Annotated in this window: 21 protein-coding genes; 8 read left to right on the top strand and 13 right to left on the bottom strand. The window is 67.0% G+C overall.

What is annotated here, in order from left to right; all coding sequences use genetic code 11:
* Positions 1-9 precede the first annotated feature (9 nt).
* The 3 genes from RDCOP1_RS14835 (at position 10) to RDCOP1_RS14825 (ending at position 3,445) form a co-directional block, all read left to right on the top strand.
* Positions 10-561 carry a Cif family virulence factor gene (locus RDCOP1_RS14835; RefSeq protein ID WP_072701848.1) on the top strand — a complete coding sequence of 184 codons (552 nt, stop codon included), beginning with the start codon at positions 10-12 and terminating at the stop codon, positions 559-561.
* Positions 555-1,814, top strand: a complete 1,260-nt coding sequence (locus RDCOP1_RS14830) for a hypothetical protein (protein ID WP_072701846.1) — start codon at positions 555-557, stop codon at positions 1,812-1,814. Before RDCOP1_RS14835 ends, RDCOP1_RS14830 begins: the two co-directional genes overlap by 7 nt.
* 62 nt (positions 1,815-1,876) lie before the next feature.
* On the top strand, positions 1,877-3,445 hold the full coding sequence (locus RDCOP1_RS14825) for a GMC oxidoreductase (protein ID WP_072701844.1): 1,569 nt from the start codon (positions 1,877-1,879) through the stop codon (positions 3,443-3,445).
* A gap of 34 nt (positions 3,446-3,479) precedes the next feature.
* On the opposite strand, the gene RDCOP1_RS14820 is transcribed toward RDCOP1_RS14825, so the two are convergent.
* Together RDCOP1_RS14820 and RDCOP1_RS14815 are read right to left on the bottom strand one after the other, a co-directional pair.
* Entirely contained in the window at positions 3,480-4,943 is a 1,464-nt protein-coding gene (locus tag RDCOP1_RS14820) for an FAD-dependent oxidoreductase (RefSeq protein ID WP_072701842.1), read from the bottom strand.
* 25 nt (positions 4,944-4,968) lie between these two features.
* Entirely contained in the window at positions 4,969-5,814 is an 846-nt protein-coding gene (locus RDCOP1_RS14815; protein ID WP_072701840.1) for an LLM class F420-dependent oxidoreductase, read from the bottom strand.
* A 157-nt stretch (positions 5,815-5,971) separates the two neighbouring features.
* On the opposite strand from RDCOP1_RS14815, the gene RDCOP1_RS14810 reads away from it, so the two are divergent.
* The gene (locus tag RDCOP1_RS14810; RefSeq protein ID WP_072701838.1) at positions 5,972-6,625 is read left to right on the top strand and encodes a TetR family transcriptional regulator; all 654 of its coding nucleotides are present in this window, start codon (positions 5,972-5,974) and stop codon (positions 6,623-6,625) included.
* Positions 6,626-6,798: 173 nt separating this feature from the next.
* Here the strand turns inward: RDCOP1_RS14810 and RDCOP1_RS14805 are convergent, their stop codons facing one another.
* From RDCOP1_RS14805 to RDCOP1_RS14785, 5 genes are all read right to left on the bottom strand, one after another.
* Positions 6,799-6,906, bottom strand: a complete 108-nt coding sequence (locus RDCOP1_RS14805) for a methionine/alanine import family NSS transporter small subunit (RefSeq protein WP_072701836.1) — start codon at positions 6,904-6,906, stop codon at positions 6,799-6,801.
* Entirely contained in the window at positions 6,903-8,498 is a 1,596-nt protein-coding gene (locus RDCOP1_RS14800) for a sodium-dependent transporter (RefSeq protein ID WP_072701834.1), read from the bottom strand. Before RDCOP1_RS14800 ends, RDCOP1_RS14805 begins: the two co-directional genes overlap by 4 nt.
* Before the next feature lie 142 nt (positions 8,499-8,640).
* Positions 8,641-9,765: a lysylphosphatidylglycerol synthase transmembrane domain-containing protein gene (locus RDCOP1_RS14795; protein WP_084722631.1), complete on the bottom strand. Its 1,125-nt coding sequence runs from the start codon at positions 9,763-9,765 to the stop codon at positions 8,641-8,643.
* The gene (locus RDCOP1_RS14790; protein WP_072701832.1) at positions 9,762-11,195 is read right to left on the bottom strand and encodes an HAD-IB family hydrolase; all 1,434 of its coding nucleotides are present in this window, start codon (positions 11,193-11,195) and stop codon (positions 9,762-9,764) included. Before RDCOP1_RS14790 ends, RDCOP1_RS14795 begins: the two co-directional genes overlap by 4 nt.
* The gene (locus RDCOP1_RS14785) at positions 11,192-13,552 is read right to left on the bottom strand and encodes a glycerol-3-phosphate 1-O-acyltransferase (protein ID WP_072701830.1); all 2,361 of its coding nucleotides are present in this window, start codon (positions 13,550-13,552) and stop codon (positions 11,192-11,194) included. Before RDCOP1_RS14785 ends, RDCOP1_RS14790 begins: the two co-directional genes overlap by 4 nt.
* A 161-nt stretch (positions 13,553-13,713) precedes the next feature.
* Here RDCOP1_RS14785 and RDCOP1_RS14780 point away from each other — a divergent pair, with 161 nt between their 5' ends.
* Positions 13,714-15,204: a bifunctional aminoglycoside phosphotransferase/ATP-binding protein gene (locus RDCOP1_RS14780; protein ID WP_231923002.1), complete on the top strand. Its 1,491-nt coding sequence runs from the start codon at positions 13,714-13,716 to the stop codon at positions 15,202-15,204.
* 78 nt (positions 15,205-15,282) lie between these two features.
* Here RDCOP1_RS14780 and RDCOP1_RS14775 read toward each other — a convergent pair whose 3' ends face one another.
* The 3 genes from RDCOP1_RS14775 to RDCOP1_RS14765 form a co-directional block, all read right to left on the bottom strand.
* On the bottom strand, positions 15,283-16,176 hold the full coding sequence (locus RDCOP1_RS14775; protein WP_072701828.1) for a universal stress protein: 894 nt from the start codon (positions 16,174-16,176) through the stop codon (positions 15,283-15,285).
* Between the two features lie 92 nt (positions 16,177-16,268).
* The gene (locus RDCOP1_RS14770; protein WP_197713492.1) at positions 16,269-17,261 is read right to left on the bottom strand and encodes a zinc-binding alcohol dehydrogenase family protein; all 993 of its coding nucleotides are present in this window, start codon (positions 17,259-17,261) and stop codon (positions 16,269-16,271) included.
* Between the two features lie 92 nt (positions 17,262-17,353).
* A complete protein-coding gene (locus RDCOP1_RS14765) occupies positions 17,354-18,892 on the bottom strand; it encodes a CYTH and CHAD domain-containing protein (RefSeq protein ID WP_072701824.1) in 1,539 nt (512 codons plus the stop codon).
* A gap of 189 nt (positions 18,893-19,081) precedes the next feature.
* Here RDCOP1_RS14765 and RDCOP1_RS14760 point away from each other — a divergent pair, with 189 nt between their 5' ends.
* A complete protein-coding gene (locus tag RDCOP1_RS14760; protein WP_072702038.1) occupies positions 19,082-19,624 on the top strand; it encodes a flavodoxin domain-containing protein in 543 nt (180 codons plus the stop codon).
* Here RDCOP1_RS14760 and RDCOP1_RS14755 read toward each other — a convergent pair.
* Both RDCOP1_RS14755 and RDCOP1_RS14750 read right to left on the bottom strand, forming a co-directional pair.
* Positions 19,603-20,106: an SRPBCC domain-containing protein gene (locus RDCOP1_RS14755; protein WP_072701822.1), complete on the bottom strand. Its 504-nt coding sequence runs from the start codon at positions 20,104-20,106 to the stop codon at positions 19,603-19,605. The genes RDCOP1_RS14760 and RDCOP1_RS14755 overlap by 22 nt on opposite strands.
* A 29-nt stretch (positions 20,107-20,135) precedes the next feature.
* Positions 20,136-21,056, bottom strand: coding sequence for a pseudouridine synthase (locus tag RDCOP1_RS14750; RefSeq protein ID WP_072702036.1), 921 nt, complete (start codon positions 21,054-21,056; stop codon positions 20,136-20,138).
* Positions 21,057-21,203: 147 nt separating this feature from the next.
* Between RDCOP1_RS14750 and RDCOP1_RS14745 the strand changes: the two genes are divergently transcribed.
* Positions 21,204-22,214, top strand: a complete 1,011-nt coding sequence (locus tag RDCOP1_RS14745; protein ID WP_084722630.1) for an alpha/beta hydrolase — start codon at positions 21,204-21,206, stop codon at positions 22,212-22,214.
* On the top strand, positions 22,204-23,079 hold the full coding sequence (locus tag RDCOP1_RS14740) for an oxidoreductase (RefSeq protein ID WP_072701818.1): 876 nt from the start codon (positions 22,204-22,206) through the stop codon (positions 23,077-23,079). Before RDCOP1_RS14745 ends, RDCOP1_RS14740 begins: the two co-directional genes overlap by 11 nt.
* Positions 23,080-23,167: 88 nt before the next feature.
* Here RDCOP1_RS14740 and RDCOP1_RS14735 read toward each other — a convergent pair whose 3' ends face one another.
* The gene (locus RDCOP1_RS14735) at positions 23,168-24,004 is read right to left on the bottom strand and encodes a methylamine utilization protein (RefSeq protein ID WP_072701816.1); all 837 of its coding nucleotides are present in this window, start codon (positions 24,002-24,004) and stop codon (positions 23,168-23,170) included.
* Positions 24,005-24,028: the final 24 nt, after the last annotated feature.

Genomic DNA, 24,028 nt, shown 5'->3' with positions numbered 1-24,028 from the left:
GACGCCCCTATGGCAACGTTCGACCGCGCCGAGCTCGACGAGATGATCGCCCGCTGGACCGACGCCAACAAGCGTGCCGAGGCGGAGGGAAACTGGAAGCCGCTGGCGGAGATGTACACCGAGGACGCCACATACGGATGGAACTACGGGCCCAAGCAGGAGTTCATGGCGGTCGGCCGGGACGAGATCCGCGACCTGGCACTGGGGCAGGAGATGGAAGGCCTCGAGGGGTGGCAGTATCCGTACCAGCAGTTCGTCGTCGACGACCGTTCCGGCGACGTCATCGGTTTCTGGAAGCAGACCGCCGACGAGACCCGCGAGAACGGCGAGCCCTACATCGTGCAGGGCATCGGTGGCAGCTGGTTCCGGTACGGCGGGAACTTCCAGTGGTCCTGGCAGCGTGACTTCTTCGACTTCGGAAACGTCTCCCACCTCTTCATGCAGATGATCACCGACAACAAACTGTCGGACGGGATGAACAAGCGGATCGAGCGATCCACGTCCAAGACACCGCTGCCCGGCTGGTACCGAGTCGGACAGTCGCCGGTTCCGCTGTGGTGACCGCCGCGCGTACGGGCGGATCGTTCGCTGCGCTCTCCCGCGCCGACCTTGCAGCGCTGGTGCCCGAGTTGCTGCTCTGCGGACAACTCATCGACCGTTCGGGAATGGCCCATCTCATCTCTGCCTTCGGCCGCGAGGGGATGGCTCAGGTCGCGATCGAGGAGTGGCAGGCTTCCTCGCCCTGGTACACCCGGCGGATGCAACGCGCATTGAAGTACGAGGGTGACGACGTCGTCACGATCTTCAAGGGGCTGCAACTCGACATCGGTGCACCGCCTCAGTTCATGGACTTCCGGTACCGCGTCGACGACCGCGACCACGGCGAGTTCCACCTCGACCACTGTGGCGCACTCATGGACGTCGAACCGCTCGGCGACGCGTACGTCAAGGCCATGTGTCACGACATCGAGGATCCGACGTTCGACGCGACAGCACTGGCCACCAATCCGCACGCGCAGGTCCGGCCGATCCACCGGCCGCCTCGGGTGCCGGAGGACAGGCATCCGCACTGCGCGTGGACCGTCACCATCGACCCGTCACATGTGCCTCCGCGGACGGAACCTCACACCGAAGCCCTGGGGCGCACCGCAGCCGTGGACACAGTGCTGAGCGAGATCGACGGTGAAGGTGAAGGAGCGCACGACTATTCCGGCCCGCTGCTCGCAGACCTGCGTTTCGCGGACTTCTCTAAGTCCGCGCTGGTCCGGATCGCCGAGGAAGTCTGCCTGCAACAGCACATGCTGACCCTCGGATTCCTGATGGGCGTACGCAAGCGCACCGACGAGGCGTCGGCGCTCGAACTCACCAGGAAACAACTCACCGGGATTGCCGGTATCGCCTCGGAGCGCATCATGCGGGCGCTCGGAGCACCGCGTTCGTTCGAGGGACTCGCGGCCGTCCTCGACGTCCACCCGGTGATCTCGCCGTACCAGTACGTCGACCGCAGCATCCGTCACGATTCCGACGGTCTGACGCTGGAGATCCGCAGGCGTGGCGGCGCCCACGTCGACGGCGCATGGCCGACGCTCGTCGACTCCGACCACCTGGGCGCCCTCGACGCACTCGTGCGCGGGGTCGACGCACATTTCTCCGTGCGTGTGGAGTCCGAGACACCGGACGCTCTCGTCGTGGGTGTCGTGCGCGAGGACACGCCGGCGAAGGAGTGTGGCGAAGTGGCCGTCACGCGTTTCAGTTCGGGTACCGATTTCGTCTTCGCCGACCGTGGGATTCCGTTACCGCTCACTGTCATCTGAATTTTGCGCTCTGCCAGGCTTTCCCGCTCTTCACGATCGAAACCTTTCGTTCAGGAGATCATGTGGATACCGCTCTGTCGCGTCGTACTTTTCTGGGCACCGCTGCCGCCGCAGCACTCGCATTCACGGTGGTGGCGGTGCCGCGTGCCAGAGCCGAGGTGACCGAAGAACGTCACCGGGCGGTGGTGATCGGGAGCGGTTTCGGCGGCGCCATCACCGCGATGCACCTGGGGCGTGCCGGTGTGCAGACCATCGTGCTCGAGCGGGGGATTCGCTGGCCCACCGGGCCGAACGCGGAGACCTTCCCCCGCATGTTCGCACCCGACCGGCGTGCGTCGTGGCTGTCGCCGATGCCGGTGATGACCGGCGCGCCCCCGATTCCGTCGGAGCCGTACACCGGCCTGATGGAACGGGTGCGCGGCAACGGGATCGACATTCTCTGCGGTGCCGGCGTGGGTGGCAGTTCGCTGATGTATCACGGGATGACGCTGCAACCGGACGCGGAACGGTTCGCGGAATCGGTGTCGGCCGGCATCGACTACGACCTTCTCGACCGCGAATACTTCCCGCGTGTCGCCCGGATGCTGCGCGTGGCCGAGATCCCCGACGATCTGCTCGGCCACGTGCGCTACCGGTCGTCTCGGGAGTTCCTCGACCGGGCCGCGCGCGAGGGATTCGAGACCTTCCGCGTGCCCATGTCGATCGACTGGGACTTCGCCCGGCGTGAACTCACCGGCGAACTGAAACCGTCGTACACCACCGGCGACGTGATCTACGGCGTCAACAACGGTGGGAAGTTCTCGGTGGACGTGACCTACCTGGCGGCAGCAGAGAACACCGGAAACGTGAATGTCGCTCCGTTGCATCGCGTCACCGATATCGAACGGGCATCGGACGGTTCGTGGGTCACCCACGTCGACCGGATCCACACCGACGGAAAGGTTCTCGAACGCAAGAGGCTCCTCTCGGAGGCACTGTTCCTCGGGGCGGGATCGGCAGGCACGACGCGGTTGCTGATGAAGGCCCAGGGGAAGAGCCTCGTGCCCGACCTGCCGGACGAGGTGGGAACGGGATGGGGCAACAACGGCGACCGGGTGTTCTCGGTGACCACGCCGCTGTCGAGTCCGGGGGAGTTCCAGGGCGGTCCGGCATGCGTCGGGATGAAGGACTATTCCGACCCGGCTGGTGCGTTGATGATCGTGACCGGCCCGGTGCCGTGGCCGGCCGACATCGGCACCACGTCGGTCATCGGGCTGGGGGTCGTGCCCGGCCTCGGCCGGTGGCGTTACGACAGCGCCGTCGACGATGCTGTGCTGCACTGGGATCAGAAATACGATCGTGCGCTGACCCAGGCCATCGAAACACGCATCCGGAGGGTCGCCGGCCCTGCCGCACTCGTGGTCGACATCAATTCTGTCGACGTCAATACGTTCCATCCGCTCGGGGGAGCGCCGATGGGATCGGTATGCGACGAGGCGGGGCGTGTGCTCGGGCAGCGGGGACTGTACGTGGTGGACGGGGCGAAGATCCCGGGCTCGACCGGGGCCTGCAATCCGTCGATGACGATCGCCGCGCTCGCCGAGTACGCGGCGGACGAGATCGTCCGCCGCGACGCCGGCGTGGTGTTCTGAACCAGGGCGGTCCTGGGTCGTCAGCCCTGGGTCGTCAGCCCTTGGCCGCGGCGATACCTGCCCGACGGCCGAAGAAGCTCCCGTCGCCCAGCGAGGTGCCGCTCGCATATCCCCACGCGCAGACCCCGGACGTGCAGCGACCCGCCGCGAACAGTCCCGGGATCGGTTCGCCGGAGACGTGCAGAACCTCGGAGTCGACGGTCGTGCGCAGCCCGCCGAGTGTGAAGCCCGCGGTGCAGTTGCGCAGATCGAGCGCGGCGATCGGCGACCCGATCGGCACGCACCACTCGCTCTTCTTCCCGAGCACCGGGTCGGTTCCCGCCGCCGCATGCCGGTTGTAGACCTCGACGGTGGCCTGCAACGTGCCCGCCGGCAACCCCATGTCGGATTCGAGTTCCTCGACGGTCTCCGCGACCCATTTCGGGCGGAAACGGAAGAACGGCGTCGAACTGGTAGCGGCACAACCCTGTTCGTAGGCCTCCTCGTCGATGACCAGGAAGGCCTGATTGTCGTTCTTGAGCAGGGTCAGCTGACCGATCCGGCCGGGGTAGGTGTCTTCCGGCACGTACCGGTTTCCCCGGCCGTTGACGAGGATGCCGCGCGCCATCAACTGCGGATCGCCGAAGAACGCGACCTCGGTGGCGTCCATGTGGGCGAGGTCCGCGCCGAGTGCCTGGGCCATCCGGATCGCGCGTCCGTCGTGTTCCTCGATCGCAGCACCCGGCCGTCCGTCGAGTTGCGGCGCGTAGGCCGAGACCATCTCCTTGTTGTACGCGAAGCTGCCGGTTGCGAGGACGACACCCCGACGTGCCCGGACGTACACCTCGTTGCCGTACTGCTTGGCGGCGATACCGACGACGCGGCCGTCCCCGTCGACGATGAGGCGCTGCACCCGGACGTCGTACTCGGCTCGGACACCGAGGTTTTCGGCTACCTGCGACAGCGGTTGCATGAGCATGAACCCGCCGCCCTTCTCGCCGGTGCGCTTGTCCGCCATCTGGGGAACATGGCCGCGCGGAGCGGGGGTCGCGATCTCGTTGAAGGGTGCCGCGTTCTCGCCGCCCGAATACATCAGGCCGTCGTCACCGGGGATCTCCCAGCCTGGCTCACCCCAGAAGCTCTCCTTGAAGACGACGCCGTTGGCGACGAGCCAGTCGTAGTGCTCGACGCTGCCCTCGCAGTACTCGCTGATCTTCGCCTCGTCGGCACCGGGTCCGAGCGCGGCTAGCATGAACGCCTTCATGTTCTCGGGGGTGTCCTCGAACCCGAGCGCTTTCTGCAGGCCTGTCCCGCCGCCGAGGTAGACGATGCCCCCGGACAAGGAGGCGGCTCCGCCCCAGCCGCCGGTGCGTTCGAGGACCAGCACTTCCGCACCGGCGCGAGCGGCTTCGACGGCCGCGGAGACGCCGGCGATGCCGTATCCGGCGATCACCACGTCGGCCTCGTGGTGCCAGGTGGTGATCCGGTCGGCCTGGAGGGGATGCAAATCGGTGTTCAATGTCGGTCCCGTTCTGGTGCGTCGATCAGTGGTCGAGTTTGCCGGCGAGCCGGTCGATGTAGGCGACGACTTCGTCCTCCGTGCGGTCGGGGAGGCCGAAGATGACCTCGTCCACACCCGCGTCGCTCCACCGGCTCAGCTGCTCGGTGTCGGGTCGTCCTGCCAGCGCGACGACCTTCGGGGTTCCGGCGCGACCTGCGTCCGCCCACATCTTGTGGAGCCGGTGCACGTTGTCGACGGGGTCGTGTTCGGTGGGTGTGGTGATCCAGCCGTCGGCCGAGCGGACGATCCAAGCGAAGTTCCGCTCGGTCGCGCCCGCACCGATGAGCACCGGTGGCCGGGGCTGCTGGACCGGTTTGGGCCACGCCCAACTCGGTCCGAAGGAGACGAAGGTGCCCTCGTAGGAGGCTTCCTCCTGGTTCCACAGTGCCTGCATCGCCTCGAGGTATTCCCGCAGGGCGGTGCGGCGTTTGCCCGGGGGCACGCCGTGGTCTGCGAGTTCTTCTGCGTTCCAGCCGAATCCGGCCCCGAGGACCACCCGTCCACCGGAGAGGTGATCGAGGGTGGCGATGGTCTTCGCCAGCGTGATCGGGTCGTGCTCCAGGGGCAGCGCGACGGATGTGCCCAGACTGATGGTCGAGGTCACGGCAGCGGCGAGCCCCAGCGAGACCCAGGGGTCGAGGGTGCGCATGTACCGGTCGTCGGGCAGCGTTTCGTCGCCCGTCCCGGGATGGGCGGATTCGCGCCGGATGGGGATGTGGGTGTGTTCGGGAACGTAGAAACTGTCGAACCCGCGGCTCTCCGCGGTCGACGCGGCAACTTGGGGTCGGATTCCCCGGTCGCTGGTGAACAGGGTGATTCCGTGGCGCACTGCGGCCCCTCTCGTCGGATGACGAAGAAAATGTAACGCGTTCTACCTCTCGAGGGAAGGGTTTCCGGACACCTGTCTAGATGGGGTGGTCAGGCGCGTGGGAAGGGGGCGACCGCGCCTGAACTATCCTCGACAAGGAAGAACGGAAGGTGACGTAATGGCGGAGGAGCGGACCCCAGAGGTTGCGCGCGCGACGGAGCGGGTTGTTTCCACGCCGGGTGCAGATCTGCGGCCCGCCCAGCGAGCCCGCTACATGCGCATCATCGGGACGGCGAAAGAACTCGCCACCGAAGGCGGGTACGAGGCCGTGCAGATGCGTGCTGTCGCCGATCGGTCGGGAGTGGCTCTCGGCACCGTGTACCGCTACTTCCCGTCGAAGAATCACCTGCTGGTGGTTGCACTCGTGCTCGAGTTCGAAGCCGCCCGCCGGCGGTTTGCCGACGTCGAACTTCCCGGTGAAACGCCCCACGACCGCCTCATGGTGGTGTTCCGCGCATCGGTCGAGCATCTCGAGGACAAGCCCCGTCTGTACGACGCTCTGGTGCGGGCGACCATGTTCGCCGATGCCTCGTCCGCGCCCGAACTCGACCACCTCGGGAACGTCCTGACGGAGTTGTTCGCCCGGGCAGCCGGCATAGACACCGTCACCGAGGAAGTCCTCAATGCCGTGCACATCATCGCCGACGTGTGGATGTCGGCCCTCGTGAGCTGGGCCGCGGGCCGGCAGGGCACGCGGGAGGTGCTCGCACACACCGATACGGCTGTGACCTTGGTGTTCGACCGCCTGGAACGGTTGCAGCGCGCGAGCTGAGTGACTGCGCGATGCGTCGGCAGACGTTCCTGCGATCTTGCGTGCAGCCCGACGATTCGAACGCGGTGACGACCCGAAACGCGGTGCGACCTGAAATGCGGCAGGGGCGGCGCTTCCGTCGGAAGCGCCGCCCCTGTGCGCGGAATTTCGAGGTTCGCCGGGCTACCGGCCGATCACTCCGATTCGTCGGGGTGGTTACGCAGATGCACGATGCTCCGTGCGAGGCCGCCCCACAGCGTCACCAGTGCGAGAACCATCAGGGCAATGGCGGATGTGCTCACTTCGTACCTCCGGAGGGGACGGTGACGGGATCGGGGTCGGTCGTGCCGCTGGTACCGGTGGTGGCGGGTAGGTCGTCCGAGAGGTCGTAACTCAGGTCGATGCTCTTGCGCCACGGGACGAACGACAGTGCGACAGCCGCCACGATCACCGCGGCCTGGACGCCCCACCCGAACACGACGACCAGATCGTCGGGCAGGCCGCCGTAACCCTCGGCGAGCCGGTCGCGGATCTCGCTGAACAGCATGTATCCCAGAACGATCGGTGTCACGCCCCCGGTGAACAACAGCCACCCCTTGCCGACCTTGAAGGACGACACCGAATTGAGGTGGTCCCGCAGGTCGGGCAGGCGCCGCAACATCCACGCGACCACGATGAGCGCCACGAAGGCGACACCGACTATGCCGAACTGGTTGGCGAAGCGGTCCACCACGTCGAGCGTGTTGAGTCCGGTGGTGGTCGGGAACAGCAGCAGCGACACGATCGCCGACACACCGCCGATGGTCAGGACCGCGGGCACCCGGCCGAGACCGGTCTTGTCCTCGAACGCGGAGACGGCCACCTGGATGATGCTGATCAAGGACGTGAATCCCGCGAAGACCAGGGACCCGAAGAACAGCACACCGAAGATCGGGCCGCCGGGCATCTCGGAGACGATGGTCGGGAACGCGATGAAGGCCAGTCCGATTCCACCGGCGACCACCTCGTCGACCGCCACGCCTTGCGCCTGAGCCATGAAGCCCAGCGCGGAGAACACGCCGATGCCGGCCAGGACCTCGAAACTCGAATTCGAGAAGCCGACGACCAGGCCCGAACCGGTGAGGTTGGTCTTGCGCTTGAGATACGACGAGTACGTGATCATGATGCCGAACGCGACGGAGAGCGAGAAGAAGATCTGCGCGTACGCCGCGATCCACACGCTCGTGTCGGTCAGTGCGGACCAGTTGGGTGTGAAGAAGGCGTCGAGTCCGACGGTGGCTCCCTCGAGCGTCAGCGCACGCACGACCAGTGCGCCGAAGAGGATCACGAGCAGGGGGACGAAGAACCTGTTCGCATTACCGATACCGCGCTGCACACCGAGGGCGAGAACACCCAGCGTGAGGATCCAGACAGCAAGCAGCGGCCACGCGACGCCGGGCACGAAACTCATTCCGAACGAGGAATCGCCGTCGACCTGCAGGAAGGATTCGAGGAAGAACCCCTCCGCGTCGTCACCCCAGGCTTCGCTGAGGGAGAAGAACGTGTAACGCGCGGCCCACGCGATGATGACCGCGTAATACACACCGATGACGAAGCAGACCAGCACCTGCCACCATCCGAGGAACTCGGCGCGGCGGGCGAGCCGACGGAATGCCAACGGCGGCGATCCCCGGAACTTGTGTCCGATCGCGTAGTCGACGAACAGCAGTGGGAGGCCGGCGGTGAGCAGGGCGACCAGATACGGGATCAGGAACGCGCCGCCGCCGTTCTCGTACGCGATGTACGGAAAGCGCCAGATGTTGCCCAACCCCACTGCGGAGCCGATGGCAGCCATGATGAACACCGATCGGCCGGACCAGACCTCCCGTTTCTTGGCTCCCTCTTGCTGTGCCACGAACGACGTCCCTCCACTCGACGGAATGGGGTCACGCTGGCGCGTGGCCCTGGAGCAGCGTACTTGCCCCGGCGTCGTGGGATTCGTCGCACCGTCACCGCCGGCGCACAGCGCGTGCGCCGGCGAGCGCGCTCGGCAGTAGCTACTCGTCGCGCCAGAGATGCAGGTCCGGCGGTGGCTCGGAGTCGTCGGTGGACGCACCGCGGTAGCGGAGAGCGAACACGACCCAGCCCACCACAGCGACGAGCACGAAACTGATCAGCCGGTAGACGACGACTGCGGACAACGCCTCCGCCCCGCTCATGCCACTGGCCGTCAGGGCGGGTACGAGTACCGCATCCATCACACCCAGACCCGCGGGCAGCAGGGGTATCGCCCGGCTCGCGGCGGTACCCGCCGCGTACGCCACCGCGATCCCGGCGATGCTCGGGTGTCCCCCGACCGCGTATGCGGCGAACATAAGGCACGCTCCGTCGCACAACCAGTTGAACAACGACCAGCCGAAGGCGCGCGCGGCGTGAGGCCGGTCGAGCTGGACGGCGCCGATCTGGTCCACGATCTTCTTCCACGCGCCGGCCCCGGTCTGCTCCGGCTTCTTGCGCATCCGGTTGACGCTGTGCAACACGATCAGGCCGATGGAGTCGAGTGAGCCGGGGTTGCTGGCCGCGTACTGGATCAGCACGACGATCAGGACGAGTGCGCCGATGGAGAAGATCAAGGAGAACGGATTGCTGGTCGCTCCGACCAGCAGGGCGCCGATGAGTCCGAGCAGTGCGAGACCTGCTGCCTGCAACACACCTGCCATGACGAGCTGCCATGTCGCGACCACCGGCGGGGCGCCCCACACGCGCATCCGGCGGTAAGTGAACGTGGTCGCCACCACCGGTCCGCCGGGGAGTGTCACGCTCATCGAATTCGCCGCCAGGGCAACCGAGAGCGACTGGCGCTGGGTCACCTTCACCCCGGCAGCGGACAGCAGGGCCCGCTGTACGCGCGCAAAACTCGACATCTCCGCCATGGAGGCGACGATCGCGGCCGCGACCCACAACCACTTCAGATCGCCGAGATCGCGGACGCTGCTCGACAACTCCGGCCAGATCAGGATCACCTCGACGGTGAGCACCACCACGAGGAGCACGCCGACGATCCACTTGAGCTTCCTGCGACGGTTCGGGGTCAACGCCCCCGTGTGGCCGGTCCCGTCGGTCTTCTCGTGGTCTGCCGCGTCCTCGGGTGGTCGGTCGCCGTGGTTCTCGTCGTCGGTCATGGAGCGACCGGCCAGCGGCCGAGCGTGTGACGGTAGAGGTCTTCGACCTCGGCGATGTGGTCACCGAGGTCGTCGGGGGACCAGTCTCCGACGTCGATCGGATCGAGCACTGCGACGTCGACGGTGCCCGACCGCAGGAGTGTGGAGTGCTTCCACAGCATCTCTCCGGAATTGCGGATCACGATGGGAACGATCGGGACTCCGGCCTCGATCGCGATGCGGAACGCTCCCTTCTTGAAACCGCCGATCGCCGGGGTCAGCGAACGGGTGCCCTCGGGCGCGATGACCACCGAGGTTCCTTCGCGCAATGTCTCGACAACCGGGCCGAGCGCGGCGACGGCTCGCTCGGTGTTGCCCCGGTCCACGAACGTGACGCCGCCGAAGCGCAGGAGGGGGCCGAAGAGCGGGTCGTGCGCGATCTCCTGCTTCGCGACGCCGGTGAAGTCCTTGCGCAGCACCTTCGCGAGGATCATCGGATCGAGTTGGCTCTGATGGTTGAAGATGAAGACCGCCGGACGGGTTGCCCACGCATTCGCCTGTCCGACGACCCGCACATCGATTCCGGCGAGTGCGAGCGACACTTCCGGGCCGAGGTTCAGGATGGATTCGAGCGCGACCTTCCTGCTCCCGTTGAGCAGTCCGAGCCCGAGCCCGGTCCATACCGAGCCGATCAGCCCGCCGTATGCCGCGGCGGTGCGGACGAGCTCCTTCGCCCCCGGAGTGCCACGAGGGCGGAAACGCAATATGGGCCAGCCTTTTTCGAGCGCGATGCGCTGCAGTGTGCGATCGGGATTCGTCGCCGTGGGATTCGCCGTCTCCGCGAGGAAACCGGCGTCCTCACCACCGTTGGAGTACGAGTAACTCGTGTCGCTGTCGATACCGTGTGTGTCCATGAAAGCGCGGGCGGCCCGCGCCTTCCCGCTGCGCCACAGCGACCTGCCGTCGACACGGCCGGTGAGGACACCGTCCCGGACCTCGAGCGGGGTGTACAGCACGTGGTCCACTCCGAGCGCGTCGCTGCACGCCTGGATCTGGTACCGGGACGCCGACGACGCGATCACCACGGTGTGGCCGGCGTTCTGGTGTGCCCCGACGAGTTGCCACGCCTCGGGATAGAGGTGGCCGGCGATGGTGGACATGAACAGACGGTTGCCCAGGTCGTACAACTCTTGTTCGGAGTGGCCGCGCCACGCCTTGAAGACGGTGGCGGCGAACCGATCGAAGTCGTCCTCGGTTTCCGTACCGCGCATGCCGTTGAGCATGGCCGCCGCGAGTTCGGTTGCGCCGACGTTGCCGGAGAGGAGACGGTCACGAAAGAAATGGAGACCGGAGAATCCGTGCACGATCGTGCCGTCGAAGTCGAAGAACGCCGCGGTCTCCGGGCCCTGCGGCCCGGTGCGTACCCGTTCGAGTGCCGTCTCGATGTTCACCGTTGCGCCTTCCTGTTCGACACGTCGAGCGATTCGGCGAGCGCGATCCGTTCACCCACTGCCAGCAGTTGCGCCGCAAATGTACGTCTTTTCTCGTACGCGGACTCGTCGCGGTCGAGCAGTCCGCGGTTACGCGCCAGAGCCAGTGCGGAGGCGAACAACTCCGACGACACCGATTCGGGACCGTGCAACCTGCCCTGCAACAGCATTTGCTGGCCCACCGACACGCACTCGTCGAGGAAAGGACCCTCCGCGATCTCCAGCGACGGGTCCCGTTTCGTGAGTCTCTCGGCGACGACGAGTTGCGCGTCGAAGAAGGAACGCAACGTTCGATGCGACATGAAGAAGCCGGTTTCGACGAGCCCGGTGAGTGCTTGTTCCTTGGTGGGCAGCGAATCGCCCCACTCGGGTACGAGGAGTTCGAGTTCCTCGCGCATCTGCGCTTCGAAGGTGTCCCGGTCGGGGAAGAAGAACTCGAACTTCAGCAGATCCCGGAGCCGCTTGGCCTCCTCCCACGCGACGCGCACGGGGTCGCCTTCTCCCGGGCTGTCGTGCGCGTAGAGCACCGCGAGTTCGAGGATGGACCGGTTGACGAACCAGTGGACGCCGCTGTTGCGGTAGAACGCGGCGACGAGGTGCTGGCCGCGATGGATCGAATACACCGGTTCCTCGCCACCGGCGTAGGTGGTCACCACCCCCGCGTCGGTGAGGGACGCGAGCACCTTGTCGAGTCCTCCCTCGATGTCGAGAATCCTCAATTCTCCGTGGGGGATACGACGCCGGTCGAGATAGTGCCGCACCGGCGCGATCACCGCGCGCACCTCCTCGAGGGTGAGCGAACGGTCGCGAACACCGAGCAGGGCGAGTGTGACGAGGGAGTTCACCGTCACCGGTGTTTCGTTGTTGATTCCGACGGCGATTTCGAACGCGACCTTCTGGAGTGCTTTGCGGCGGCGGTCGGACCGTTCGGTGTCGTCGGCGGGGGGTTCGCCGGACAGATCGGGGTCACCGCTCGCCGCGAGTCGCGAACGCATCGAGAGCGGATCACCGAATCGCACGTACACGTTGCCGGCGCTGCGCTGCTGATTGCGCATGTACCCGAACAGCCACGTCAGTCCCTCGGGTTTCTTCGCGCTCCCGGTCTGCTCGGCGGCGACCGCAGCCACCTCCGCCAGTGCCTCGTAGGTGATGGAGACGGGCACCAGCATCGCGTCCTCGACCCGCCCGCCGCGGATCGCGTTGGCGACGTAGTTGAGCAGCCCGTACCGCGGTGGCCGCAGCTTCCCGGTACGCGTGCGTCCGCCCTCGAAGTACCACTCGAGGTTGAACCGTTTGCCGAGGAGAAACGCGAAGTACTCTTCGAGTGCGGCCTTGTAGACCACGTCGTCGTGAAAACTGCGGCGGATGAACACCGTTCCGGTGCGGCGCGCCATCGGGCCGATCGGCCAGAACGTCAGGTTCGCTCCGCCCATCAGATGATTGCGGGGGAACTCGTTGGCGGCGAGGATGTTGCCGAGCACGAGGGCGTCGGCGTACGAGCGGTGCGACGGGAGGAACACCAGGGGGCGTGTCCGGTTGAGTCCCCGCAGGGCACGCAATCCGGATTCGTCGGCATGCACCGTCCAGGCGGATGTGTGCAGCGGTCGCATCGCCTGGGTGAACAGGTCGCTGACCAGACGCGACTGCACCGCTACGAGTTCGCCGAGCGCAGTGCGTGCGCGTGTGTCCACTTCGCTGCGGGACAGGCCCAGGTCGGAGGCGAGGGAGTCGAGCCGGCGCCGGAACGCCGACGAATCCATGATCTGCTCGGCGACGAGTCTCGGCACCTTGTAGCGGTCGCCGATCACGGCGCGCTCGGCACGTTCGAGCGCCACCACCGCCCGTCGCGTGATGTAGCGGGCCAGATTCGCTGCCTCGGCCGCGTCGGACCCGTGCTCCGCAGCGAACTGGTCACGCAGTTCGTTCAGTGACGCGGGCCGCGCCACTACGATCCGGTATCGGTCGGCGCCTCTCCCCACGAGCCATTTCTGGATCACCCGGTTCGGATTCCGGGGATTTGTGAGTGCGAGGACGTCGGAGAATCGGACGCGGCGCGCGCCGCCGCGTTCGGCGGGTAGCCAGACCACCCGGACCGGCAGTACGAGCGGGTCGTCGGTGCGGCAGAGCAGGTCGGTCGCGAGAATCCGCGAATCGAGGTCGAGCGACTCGGGGGGCGCGGCCGCACGGTATTCGGCGGGCACACGATCGGACCGGAGCCAGTCCGCGATGAGTCTCTGCTCGATCGGGGTGGTCGTCGCCGCAACCACCACCGTCGGACGTGCCGGTGTGTGCGCGCCGCTTTTCCCGTCGTCCCTCATGTCGCCCCGTTCGTTCGGTCCTCCGATCTGAAAAGTACCCCGGCGAGGCGGGTTTACTCGGCGCATCTGCGGGAGAAACCCGGTACGAACAGGTGTACCGTGCGGCGGTCGGGACCAGACTGTGAAGGGGCGCGGGGATCCGGAACCGTGCGGACGGGAGAGTGGCTGTGCCAGGTTCGGCCGAAGTCGACGGTGCCGGATACGCCGCGGTGCGGGAGACCCACACGTCGGTGCTCTTTCTCGTCGGCGATCGCGTACACAAGATGAAGAAGCCGCTCGATCTGGGCTTCCTCGACAACCGGACGCGGGCAGCGCGCGAGCGCGCGTGTCATCGCGAGGTGGACCTCAACCGGCGGATGGCACCCGACGTGTATCTGGGCGTCGCCGATGTGCACGGACCCGACGGGCAGGTATGCGAACACCTCGTCGAGATGGTGCGGCTACCCGACGACCGCCGGCTTGCGATGCTTGCCCGGCGCGGGGACGAGATCGATCCGATCCTCGACTCCGTCGCCCGGCAGGTGGCACGACTGCACGCGTCGTCGCCCCGCGATGCGGCCATCGACAGGTGTGCGTCCGCGGACTTCCTCTCGAACCTGTGGGCTCTGAGCCTCGACCACCTCGAACGATTGCCGGTGGGCATACGGGCTGCATCTGCCGTCGTGCGTATCCGGACCGCCGCGACCCGCTACATCGAGGGGCGGGCCCCGCTGTTCGCCGCGAGGATCGAGGCGGGACGCGCGGTCGACGGCCACGGGGATCTTCTGGCGGACGACATCTTCTGCCTCGACGACGGGCCCCGCATCATCGATTGCCTGGAATTCGACGACGAGCTCCGGTACGGCGACGGTCTTCTCGACATCGCTTTTCTCGCAATGGATCTTGAAAGAGCCGGCGCCGAGGGTGCCGCCCGGAAACTGTTGCACTCCTACGCGGTCGCCACCGGTGACGAGCCCCCACGCTCGCTGGTGCACCACTACATCGCCTACCGCGCGCTGGTGCGCGCCAAGGTGACCGCGCTTCGGCACGAGCAGGGCGACGAGGCGTCCGGCGCGGTTGCGATGGAGTTCTTGGCGCAGGTCGAACGTCATCTCGAACGCGCGCGGGTGCGACTCGTGCTGGTGGGCGGTGTCGCGGGCACCGGCAAGTCCACGCTCTCCCGGACGATCGGTGGGTATCTGGGTGCATCGGTGCTGCGCAGTGACGTCATCCGCAAAGAACTCGCGGGCATCGGCCCCACGGACCGCACCGGCGACGACGTCGACAGCGGACTGTATTCGTCTGTGCACACCGACGCGACCTACGAGGAGATGATGGCGAGGGCGTCGGCCGAACTCGCCCACGGACGCTCGGTTGTCCTGGACGCGACATGGCTGTCGGAGGTGCAACGCGTCCGCGCCCGGGAGGTGGCGGTCGCGGCAGCTGCCGAGGTCGTCGAAATCGAATGCCGTGCGGATACGGCGGTGCTGGTAGACCGCATTCGCGCCCGCGCGGAACGCGACGACGACCCGTCCGACGCGACGCCCGCCGTGCTCGCCGCGCAACTCGATCGCCGGGACGAGTGGCCCGCCGCGGTCGTGGTCGACACGACCGGTCCCGGCGCCGTCGACGACGCGTGGTCGGAGAGGGAACTCGGCCTCGCGCCCTGGTGAGCCGGGCCGGCGGGTGCCCTCGACAAGCGACGACGCGGAGCCGCACGAACAAGAGCGGCTCCGCGTCGGGGCGGGGAATCAGGCCTTACGGGCGATGAGCACCGGGCACGGAGCCTTGTGGAGCAGGTTCTGGCTCGTCGAACCGAGCAGCGCGGCCCGGAACTGACCGCGGCCGTGGCTGCCGACGACGGCGAGCTGGGCGTCGCCGAGATGCTTGAGCAGCACCCGTGCCGCAGGACCGCGGTCGAGCACGCGCCGGACCTCGACGTCGGGGTACTCCTCCTGCAGGCCCGCGAGGGCCTCGGCGAGTACAGCCGACTCGGATTCGGCGACGGCATCCCAGTCGACGAGCGCGGCAGTGGCGCCCACACCGAGGGCGGCGTCGCCGATCCAGGAGTGCACTGCCATGACCGGCGCACCGAGGAACGAGGCAACCTGGAACGCGTAACGAACAGCAGCGGAAGACAATTCGCTTCCGTCGACACCGACGACGATGGGACGGTCGTCCGGCAGCGGGTTGGCGGTGTCGCCGCGCCACACCACGACCGGGCACGGCGCGTTGTTCGCGACGCGCAGCACGGTTGAGCCGAGCAGGAAGTTCTCGATGGCACCGGCGCCGGTGGCACCGAGCACCACGATGCGCGCGTCGTCGGCTGCTTCGAGCAGCGACGTGGCGGCGGGTCCGGGACCGATGAAGCTCTTGATCTCGAGATCGGGCTGGTCGGCACGCACCTTGGCGGTGAGATCGCGTAGGAGCGTCTCACCGTCGCTCTTGAGCTGCTCGAACATCTGCGACTGGATCAGGACTGCGGCCTCGCTGTAGAAGATGCCCTCGCTGGGCAGCGAGTGCACCAGATGCAGTGGTGCCTCGAGACGTGCGGCGAGAGCGCCTGCCCACCGGGCGGCTGCCGCCGAGGTTTCGGAACCGTCGACGCCTGCGACGACGGCGTTGCGGTTGCTCGGTGTGCTCATCGATGTCTCCTTGTTCGTTCTTCTTGTGCGTGTGACGACCGGGCGGTGCCGTGTCCGGCCGGACCGCACCCTTGATCGACTACGGGCTCACGCTACGCCACGATGACCGCGGCTCCGGCGAATCGGCCCGCCTCCAGATCGGCGAGGGCACGGTCTGCGTGTTCGAGCGGGTAGGGCGTCGTGGTCACGTGCATTCTGTGTTCTCCGGCGAACTCGAGGAATGCCCGCGCATCGGACCGGGTGTTCGCGGTGACACTGCGAATCTGCCTTTCTCTGAACAGATGTTGCTGATACTTCAGTGGGGGAACGTCGCTCAGATGAATCCCGGCGATCGCGAGGGTTCCCCCGGAATCGAGTGCGGACAGGGCCAGCGGCACCATCTCGCCCACGGGCGCGAACAGGATCGCCGAATCGAGTGGTTCGGGCGGGCTGTCGTAGGCACCCTGGGCAGAGGCGGCTCCGAGTTCGAGCGCCAGAGCCTTGGCGTCAGCGCCGCGCGTCATCACGTGCACGCGCGCGCCGCGCGCTATCGCGACCTGGGAGGCCAGGTGGGCGCTGCCGCCGAAACCGTAGACCCCGAGCACCCCCGATTCGGGAACGGCTGCGCGCTGCAACGCGCGGTACCCGATGATGCCCGCGCACAAGAGGGGAGCGAGTTCCGCGTCGGTGTAGCCCTCGGGCAGGGCGAGTGCGTAGTCGCGCAGCACGGTGGCGTATTCGGCGAAACCCCCGTCGGCATCCCAGCCGGTGTAGGTCGAACGAGGACACAGGTTCTCGTCTCCGCGGACGCAGTAACGGCAGCGTCCGCAGGTGCTGCGCAACCACGGAATCCCCACCCGGTCTCCGATGTGGTGGTCGCTTAGGTCGCCGCCGACGATCTCGCCCACGATTTCGTGCCCCGGTACGACGCCGGGGCGGTGGACGGGAAGGTCACCTTCGGCGACGTGCAGGTCGGTTCGGCACACGCCGCACGAGAGGACGCGCACGAGCAGTTCGCCCGGTTGCGGTTCGGGTATCGGAATGCGCACGGGTTTCAGGGGGTGCGCCGCGATCGGAGCCGGAGACTCGACACGCCACGCCCGCATCGTGCCGGGGACGCCCATCTGGCTACCTCCTGTGTCGCCTGTCCTCCATCATGTCCGCTGCCCGGGTGCCGGACCAGGGCCGGAGGACCTTCTCATGCCCAGAGCTTCTCGGCCGATCGGAGGGCCTTTTTCCATGCGGGCTCGAGGTGCGCGGCCTGCTGTCGGCCGATTTCGCCCTCGAGACGGTAGAGGATTCCGAGGCCGAAGCTGGACTCGGCGGCGTGACCCTGTTCGGACAGTATGTCCAGCAGGTGTTCTCGCGAGACGACCGAATCCTGGAACTCGCCCAGCATGTCCTGGAAGTCGTCGAATCTCGCGAGGATTCGTGTCGTGCGTTTCGGATGCAGAGGTGCGATCACTTCGATGGCGTACCGCATCCGCTTTGCGCCCTTCCGAGCACGATGCATCCGTTCGTCACGTTCGTGTGGATCGTCTGCCTTCAGTACCCGGGCAACACGTTTGTCGACGTTCTTCGCGACCGCCGCGACGCTCTGTGCCAGTTTCTCCGGATTCAGTTCCGACTTGCGCCGCCGTGCCGGAAGGGTTTTCCCCAACTCGTCGACGAGCGTGTCGAGGGAATGCAGCAGCGAGAGATACCGCTGCGAATCGAGCGCTGCGAGCGCTTCTATGCGGGCAGTCTCGCTCTTGGCCGAAAAGTATTCGTCGATACGTGTTTTCGTGGCTTCGCGGTAGGGATCGACCGGGATCTCGCTCACGCGCTCGGCCAGGCGTTCCCATTGAACTTCGAGGTCGCGCGACGGGCTGAGCCGCCGGCCGAACCAGCGGAGTTCGTCGACGAGTGCCTCGTCGAGGCCGAAATCGGCGGCATAGGTCTGGACGGCGCTCCGGATGCGCCGCGACGCCTTGCGCATGCTGTGGACGGCGTCGGGTTCGTTCCGGCGCACGGCGATGTCGGACAGGTCGAGCGTGTGGAGTTCGTGCACGAGATAGTCGCGCAGGTAACGGGCACCCTCGGCGAGTTCGGGTGCGGCCGGAAGAAGATCGCCGAGTACGCGGTGGACCTTCGACGGGCTGAACGACCGGCTGATCCCCCCGGCCGCGAGGCGCTGCTCGATGGCTTCGAAAAGAGTTGCCATGTCGTGGCTGCCCGCAGAAGGAGCGATTTCCACTTCGATCTCACGCCAGTTCACTTCGGCACCGTCGCTGCCGCGCACCGCCACGACGTCGTCCTCGACGACCTCGGCGAGCAAGGTGCCGTCGCTGCCCTGGAGTCGGTGGCGATGCCGCGAGGTCGTCAGAAGCGCCGCCAGGGAAACCGGCATTCCCCGTCGCACTCCGAGCAGAAGGTTCATCAATTCGGCGGGGGGCTCGTCCGACGACGCTCCGGCACCGTCGAGCGGAAAGTGCAGTTCGGTGCGGGTGTCGACGCCGCCGGGGAGTTTGACGTGCCAGCCGGCATCGTCTCCGCCCTCGCGACGCCGGAGGGTGATCTTCGATTGCAGCAGTCGCAGGTCCGCTGTGTCGTAGTACTGCGCGGACAGTTCCACCGTGTCGACGTCGATCCCGGCGACTCGAGGAAGTCCCGCCAGGTCGGGCAGCGACCCGGAGTCGGCGGCGGTGTACTTCCGTTCGGTTTCCGTGGCCGAGGACACGGCGGAGCGTTGGGGCATCGATGGACTCCTGTTGCTGTTCGGGTCTTCGGTGGGTACCCGCATCCCACCTTGCCACCACCTGTCCGGTATGTCGCAAATCGCGGGCAGGTGTGACGTGAAATGAGCTTTCGAAGGGTCCTTCGGCCCTGGCCGAGCGAAATATGTCACGTGATCATGGTTCGTACTCGCGAGTAGCGGAGGATGGGCATGAGGATTCTGGTGGCGGCGGCGAGCAAACACGGCTCCACGGCGGAGATCGCCACGGCGCTGGCGGCCGCGATGCGGCACCGCGGTGCGCAAGTGGATGTGGTGCCGCCCGAACAGGTGGGAAGCGTCGACGAGTACAACGCCGTCGTGGTCGGAAGCGCGGTGTATCGGTTCCGGTGGCTGCGCGCCGCACGGGCGTTCGTGCGCGCGCACGAGGAGTCGTTGCGTCGCCGGGACGTCTTCCTGTTCTCGTCCGTCCCGGTCACCAAGGGCATTCGCGCGGCGCACAACTCGTACGGGGTCGCGTCCGTGGAGAACCGCACAGGTGCCCGGGGACACCGGTTGCTGACGGGCAAGCTCGATCCGTCCAGGCTCGGGGCCGGTGAGCGTGCGATGGCGCGCATGTGCGGTGTCCGGGCCGGTGACTTCCGCGACTGGGACGCGATCGGATCGTTTGCCACCGAAATCGTCGACCGAGTGTCGGAGCGCGGTGCGGAGGAAGACGGCACCGTGACGGCCGGTCAGGCGGACGGCCGACGGTAGTGCTCGGCCAGTTCGGCCACCCGGTCGCGAGGTGACCAGTCGATCGGCCGGCCCTCGAGCTGGGCTTCTATCACCTCGAAGCCGGCGTGCCATCCCGCGCCGTGCGCGAGGGCGTCGTCTTCGTCGTCCGTGGTGTGGGTGAGGGTCAGCCAGCACCCACCGGAGCCGTCCGGGGTGATCTCCCAATGGAGTATCTCGGAGTCCCACAGGTACTCCAGGACATGGCCCCGTCGGACCACGAGAACGCTGCCGGTGGTGGCGTGGCCGGCGGGCACTCCCGGGCGCCCGTCCTGGTCATCGGAGGAACCGAACTCGAGAGGTGTACCGGGGGCGAGCTCGACGACGCAGGCCGGGAACCAGTACCGGAGGCGCTCGGGATCGGTGAGCACCGTCCACACCTCGTCGGGTGAATATGGGAAGCCACACTGGAATCGCAGGGCGACGCGGCCGTCGTAGGTACGCGAAACGGAGCCGATGTCCATGGGATCCTCCAAGACGTGAACCCGTACCGTCAACGGGGTCCTGGTGTGTTGTGCCTCCATGCTGACAGGTTTCGGCGGCTCGCGAAGCGTGTCCGGTGGCCCGTGACGGGGTCGTCGAATTCGATCGCGGTGGCGAGAAGTTGCAACGGATTCGAATAGTCCTGTGGCGCAACCTCGTACACCTCGGGATAGAGGTTGTCGCCCAGAATCGGGATGCCCGACGAGTTCATGTGCACCCGAAGCTGGTGCGTTTTTCCTGTCCGGGGCCGAAGCCGGTAGCGAGCGATGTCCCCGTCGGTGTCGAGGAGTCCGATCTGCGTCACCGCATTGACCGGCCCGGGCACCTCCCGTGCCTGGAGGACGCCGGGCTCCTTGAGGATGCGGCTCGCCACCTCCCGCGGAAACTCGAGTCGTGAGGATCGCGGTGCGATCGCCTCGTACTCCTTCTCGACGAGACGCTGATCGAACATCATCTGATACGTCCGGCGAGCCTCCCGGCGGACGGTGAAGAGGAGGACGCCCGCGGTCAGCCGGTCGAGGCGGTGGACGGGTGAGAGTTCGGGCAGATCGAGTTCCCGGCGAAGCCGGACCAAAGCGGTCTCGGTGATCCACGATCCGCGAGGAGTGGTCGCCAGGAAGTGGGGCTTGTCGACGACGAGCAACGTGTCGTCGCGGTAGAGGATCTCGATATCGAACGGAACCCGCGCTTCTATCGGCGGATCACGGTAGAGATACACGAACGAGCGCGCGCGGTACGGGGTGTCGACGGTGACTGCGACGCCGTCTCCGCCGACGACCTCGCCCGCACGGATCTTCTCGGAGACGCGACGGGCATCGTCCGGGAATCGTTCGAGGAGGTACTCCGCGACCGTCGTCCACCTGCCGTTTTCCGGGAGCCGGAGGCGAGACGGGTTCAGGCCGTCGCGGACGGGAAGGGGCACGTCGGGCACGACTTCCACGGTAGCCGGTGGTGCTCTCGGGCAAAGTTCCGCGTCGCCGGGATAACGCTTCCGCTTTGCAGGATAACGATTGTGTGTAAGCCTTCAACGGGCTTCCGCCCGCAATTTAGCCTGAGGCGGAAGTGACAGTTGTTACTAATGTGCAAGGGGGATCTTGGTGTGACGAACTCGTCCGGAACTGCGAGACGGCGACCAGGTCGTACTCTCGTCCGTCTCCTCGTGGCCGTGGTTCTCCCGCTCGCCCTCGTCTTCACCGGGGTGAGCGCAGGCACCGCATCCGCCGACCCGTATTCGCGCTTCCACGAAGACTGGGTTGCAGCGCCCGGCGGTGTCGGCCAGATCAAGGTCCGCATCTGGCGCGCGAACAACGGCAGCAACAAGGCCGTCTACCTGCTCGACGGCCTGCGTGCCACCAACGACGTCAGCGGCTGGGAGCATGAAACCAATGCCGCCTGGCTCTCCGACCACGGCGTCAACGTGATCATGCCGGTCGGCGGGCAGTCGAGCTTCTATGCGGACTGGTACGCCCCGAGCAACTTCAACGCCCAGCCGTACACGTACAAGTGGGAATCGTTCCTCACCCGGAACCTGCCCGATCATCTCGCGGCCGTATACGGCATCAGCCGCAACAGCAACGCCGTCGTCGGTTTGTCGATGGGCGGCAACGCGGCGCTGATCCTCGCCGCCTACCACCGCGACCAGTTCACCTTCGCCGGGTCCATGTCCGGTTATCTGAACCTGTCGGCGCCCGGTATGCGCGAAGCGATCCGGGTCGCGATGCTCGACTCCGGCGGCTTCAACTCCGACGCGATGTGGGGTCCGCCGTGGGACGCCGCGTGGCTGCGGCACGATCCGTTCGTCGCCGCGCCGAACCTGCGGGGACTGCCCATGTGGATCGCGGCATCGAGCGGGTTGCCCGGCCAGCACGACCGCCCCGACTCGGCGATCGGCGTCTTCAACACCGCCAACGCGATGGGCCTCGAGTCCCTTGCTCGGGTCCAGAACCGTGCCTTCCAGGTGCGGCTCGCCACGCTCGGCATCGACACCGCCTACTTCTCGTTCCCGGTCGCCGGTACCCACTCGTGGGGCTACTGGCAGGACGAACTCTGGGCGATGCTCCCCATGATGAAGAACTCGATTGGCGCCTGAGCCGTCCCTCTCGCCGGCCGGCCGCACCTTCGTGGTGACCGGTCCGACCGGCGGGGTGGGGGAATCGACCGCCTTGGCGCTGGGTGCTGCCGGGGCGCACGTCGTCCTGGCGTGCCGCAACGTCGACAAGGGCAAACTGGTCGCGGAGAAGATCGGGCCGACGGCGTCGGTGCACCGGTTGGATCTGTCGGATCTGGCGTCGGTGCGGGAGTTCGCATCGGGTCTGCGAGCGACCCACGAGACTATCGACGTGCTGATCAACAATGCCGGCGTGATGGCCGTGCCGTTGCAGCGGACCGCCGACGGGTTCGAGATGCAGATGGGGACGAACTACTTCGGGCATTTCGCACTGACGGGTCTGCTCCTCGACCGCGTCACCGATCGGGTCGTGACCGTCTCGAGCGCCGCACATCGCTTCGGACGCATCGATCTCGACGATCCGAACTGGGAGCGCCGCCGCTACAACCGCGCGGCCGCCTACGCCCAGTCGAAGCTCGCGAACCTGATGTTCAGTTTCGAACTGGCGCGACGACTCGATGCGACAGGGTCTCCGGTACGGTCGCTCGCCGCGCACCCGGGCTATGCGGCCACCAACGTGGGCAGCCACACCGGTACCTGGTTCGACCGGCTCTTCGGATTCGGCAAGAAGATTCTGCAGCGCACCCCGGAACGGGGTGCCGAATCCGTGCTCTGCGCCGCCACCGAGCCGGGGTTGCGGGGCGGTTACATCGGCCCCGACGGATTCCTCGAACTGTACGGATCGCCGCACAGCGCCGGGTGCTCCGCGCGGGCACGCGACCCCGAGACGGCACGCCGGTTGTGGGAGCTGTCCGAGTGCATCACGGGCGTCCGATTCGGTCTCTGATCCCTCGGGCTCGAAACGCGTGTGCCCCGGTCCGCTCCGGACCGGGGCACACGCGTCGGGGGAGGATCGCGTCGGATCGCCGCCCGTGTCAGATCAGCGAGAAGACCGCGAATGCGGCAAGCCCGACGAGGGCTGCACCGGTGACGGCCTGCACACGGCGGTCGACGACGCACATCACCGACAGGAAGCCCGGCATCGAGCCACCGCGGCGGGTGTGGGCGATCGCAGCGACACTCGGCATGCACCGGCCGAGAGAAACGACTGTGAACATCGCGGCGCCGAGCGCGGGAGATCCGACGGCGAGCACGCCGAGCACCAGCAGGTAATACGCGCTGGACCGGATGAAGATGAGGAATCCGGGACCGATGATCGCGCCGAACAGCAACGACACCTTCCACGGCGCCATCGTCCGCCGCAGGTGCCGGGGCAACTGCTGCCGTCGCATGGGAGCGGGCATCGACAAGACGCCGATCTCGTGGAGGCCGTAGGCGAGGGCGAATACGGCCCATCCGAACAGCAGCCACAACGGCGACAGGCTCGCGGCGGTGACCGAACCGAGTGCACCGAGGACGGCGCCGGTGACAGCACCGGTGCTCACCGATCCGAGCGCGTGCCAGCCCAGTCGTCGGAGCGGGGTCGATGCTCCCTTGCGGCCGGGCTGCTTCGGGGCCGCGACGACGCCGGCCACGGACATTCCGCAGGTGGACCAGTTCGCGGCGAGTGAGGTGACGAGCCCGGCGCCGACCACGGCCGCGGTCAGAGCCGTCGCCGTCGTCGGTGCGGCGAGCGTCGCGACGCCCGCGCCGGCTACTGCAGCACCGGCAGCCAGCCCGAGTCGTGCCGTGGTGGATACGGCGCCCGAGAGCGTCGGGCGGATGTCGGGTAAGTCGGTTGCGATCGGTTCGTGGGTGAGGACGGTGGTCATCGGTAACCTCCAGAGTCGTTGCTG

The organism is Rhodococcus coprophilus NBRC 100603, assembly GCF_001895045.1.
Classification (GTDB): Bacteria; Actinomycetota; Actinomycetes; order Mycobacteriales; family Mycobacteriaceae; genus Rhodococcus; species Rhodococcus coprophilus.
The sequence above is the reverse complement of the archived record's forward strand: the minus strand, read 5'-3'. Positions and strand labels throughout refer to the sequence as shown.

Excerpts from the sequence above, each read along its gene's own strand:
- RDCOP1_RS14835 (WP_072701848.1), top strand. The coding sequence starts at position 10 with ATGGCAACGTTCGACCGCGCCGAGCTCGACGAGATGATCGCCCGCTGG.
- RDCOP1_RS14810 (WP_072701838.1), top strand. The coding sequence starts at position 5,972 with ATGGCGGAGGAGCGGACCCCAGAGGTTGCGCGCGCGACGGAGCGGGTT.
- RDCOP1_RS14795 (WP_084722631.1), bottom strand. The coding sequence starts at position 9,765 with ATGACCGACGACGAGAACCACGGCGACCGACCACCCGAGGACGCGGCA.
- RDCOP1_RS14785 (WP_072701830.1), bottom strand. The coding sequence starts at position 13,552 with ATGAGGGACGACGGGAAAAGCGGCGCGCACACACCGGCACGTCCGACG.
- RDCOP1_RS14775 (WP_072701828.1), bottom strand. The coding sequence starts at position 16,176 with ATGAGCACACCGAGCAACCGCAACGCCGTCGTCGCAGGCGTCGACGGT.
- RDCOP1_RS14770 (WP_197713492.1), bottom strand. The coding sequence starts at position 17,261 with ATGCGGGCGTGGCGTGTCGAGTCTCCGGCTCCGATCGCGGCGCACCCC.
- RDCOP1_RS14765 (WP_072701824.1), bottom strand. The coding sequence starts at position 18,892 with ATGCCCCAACGCTCCGCCGTGTCCTCGGCCACGGAAACCGAACGGAAG.
- RDCOP1_RS14760 (WP_072702038.1), top strand. The coding sequence starts at position 19,082 with ATGAGGATTCTGGTGGCGGCGGCGAGCAAACACGGCTCCACGGCGGAG.
- RDCOP1_RS14755 (WP_072701822.1), bottom strand. The coding sequence starts at position 20,106 with ATGGACATCGGCTCCGTTTCGCGTACCTACGACGGCCGCGTCGCCCTG.
- RDCOP1_RS14745 (WP_084722630.1), top strand. The coding sequence starts at position 21,204 with ATGTGCAAGGGGGATCTTGGTGTGACGAACTCGTCCGGAACTGCGAGA.
- RDCOP1_RS14735 (WP_072701816.1), bottom strand. The coding sequence starts at position 24,004 with ATGACCACCGTCCTCACCCACGAACCGATCGCAACCGACTTACCCGAC.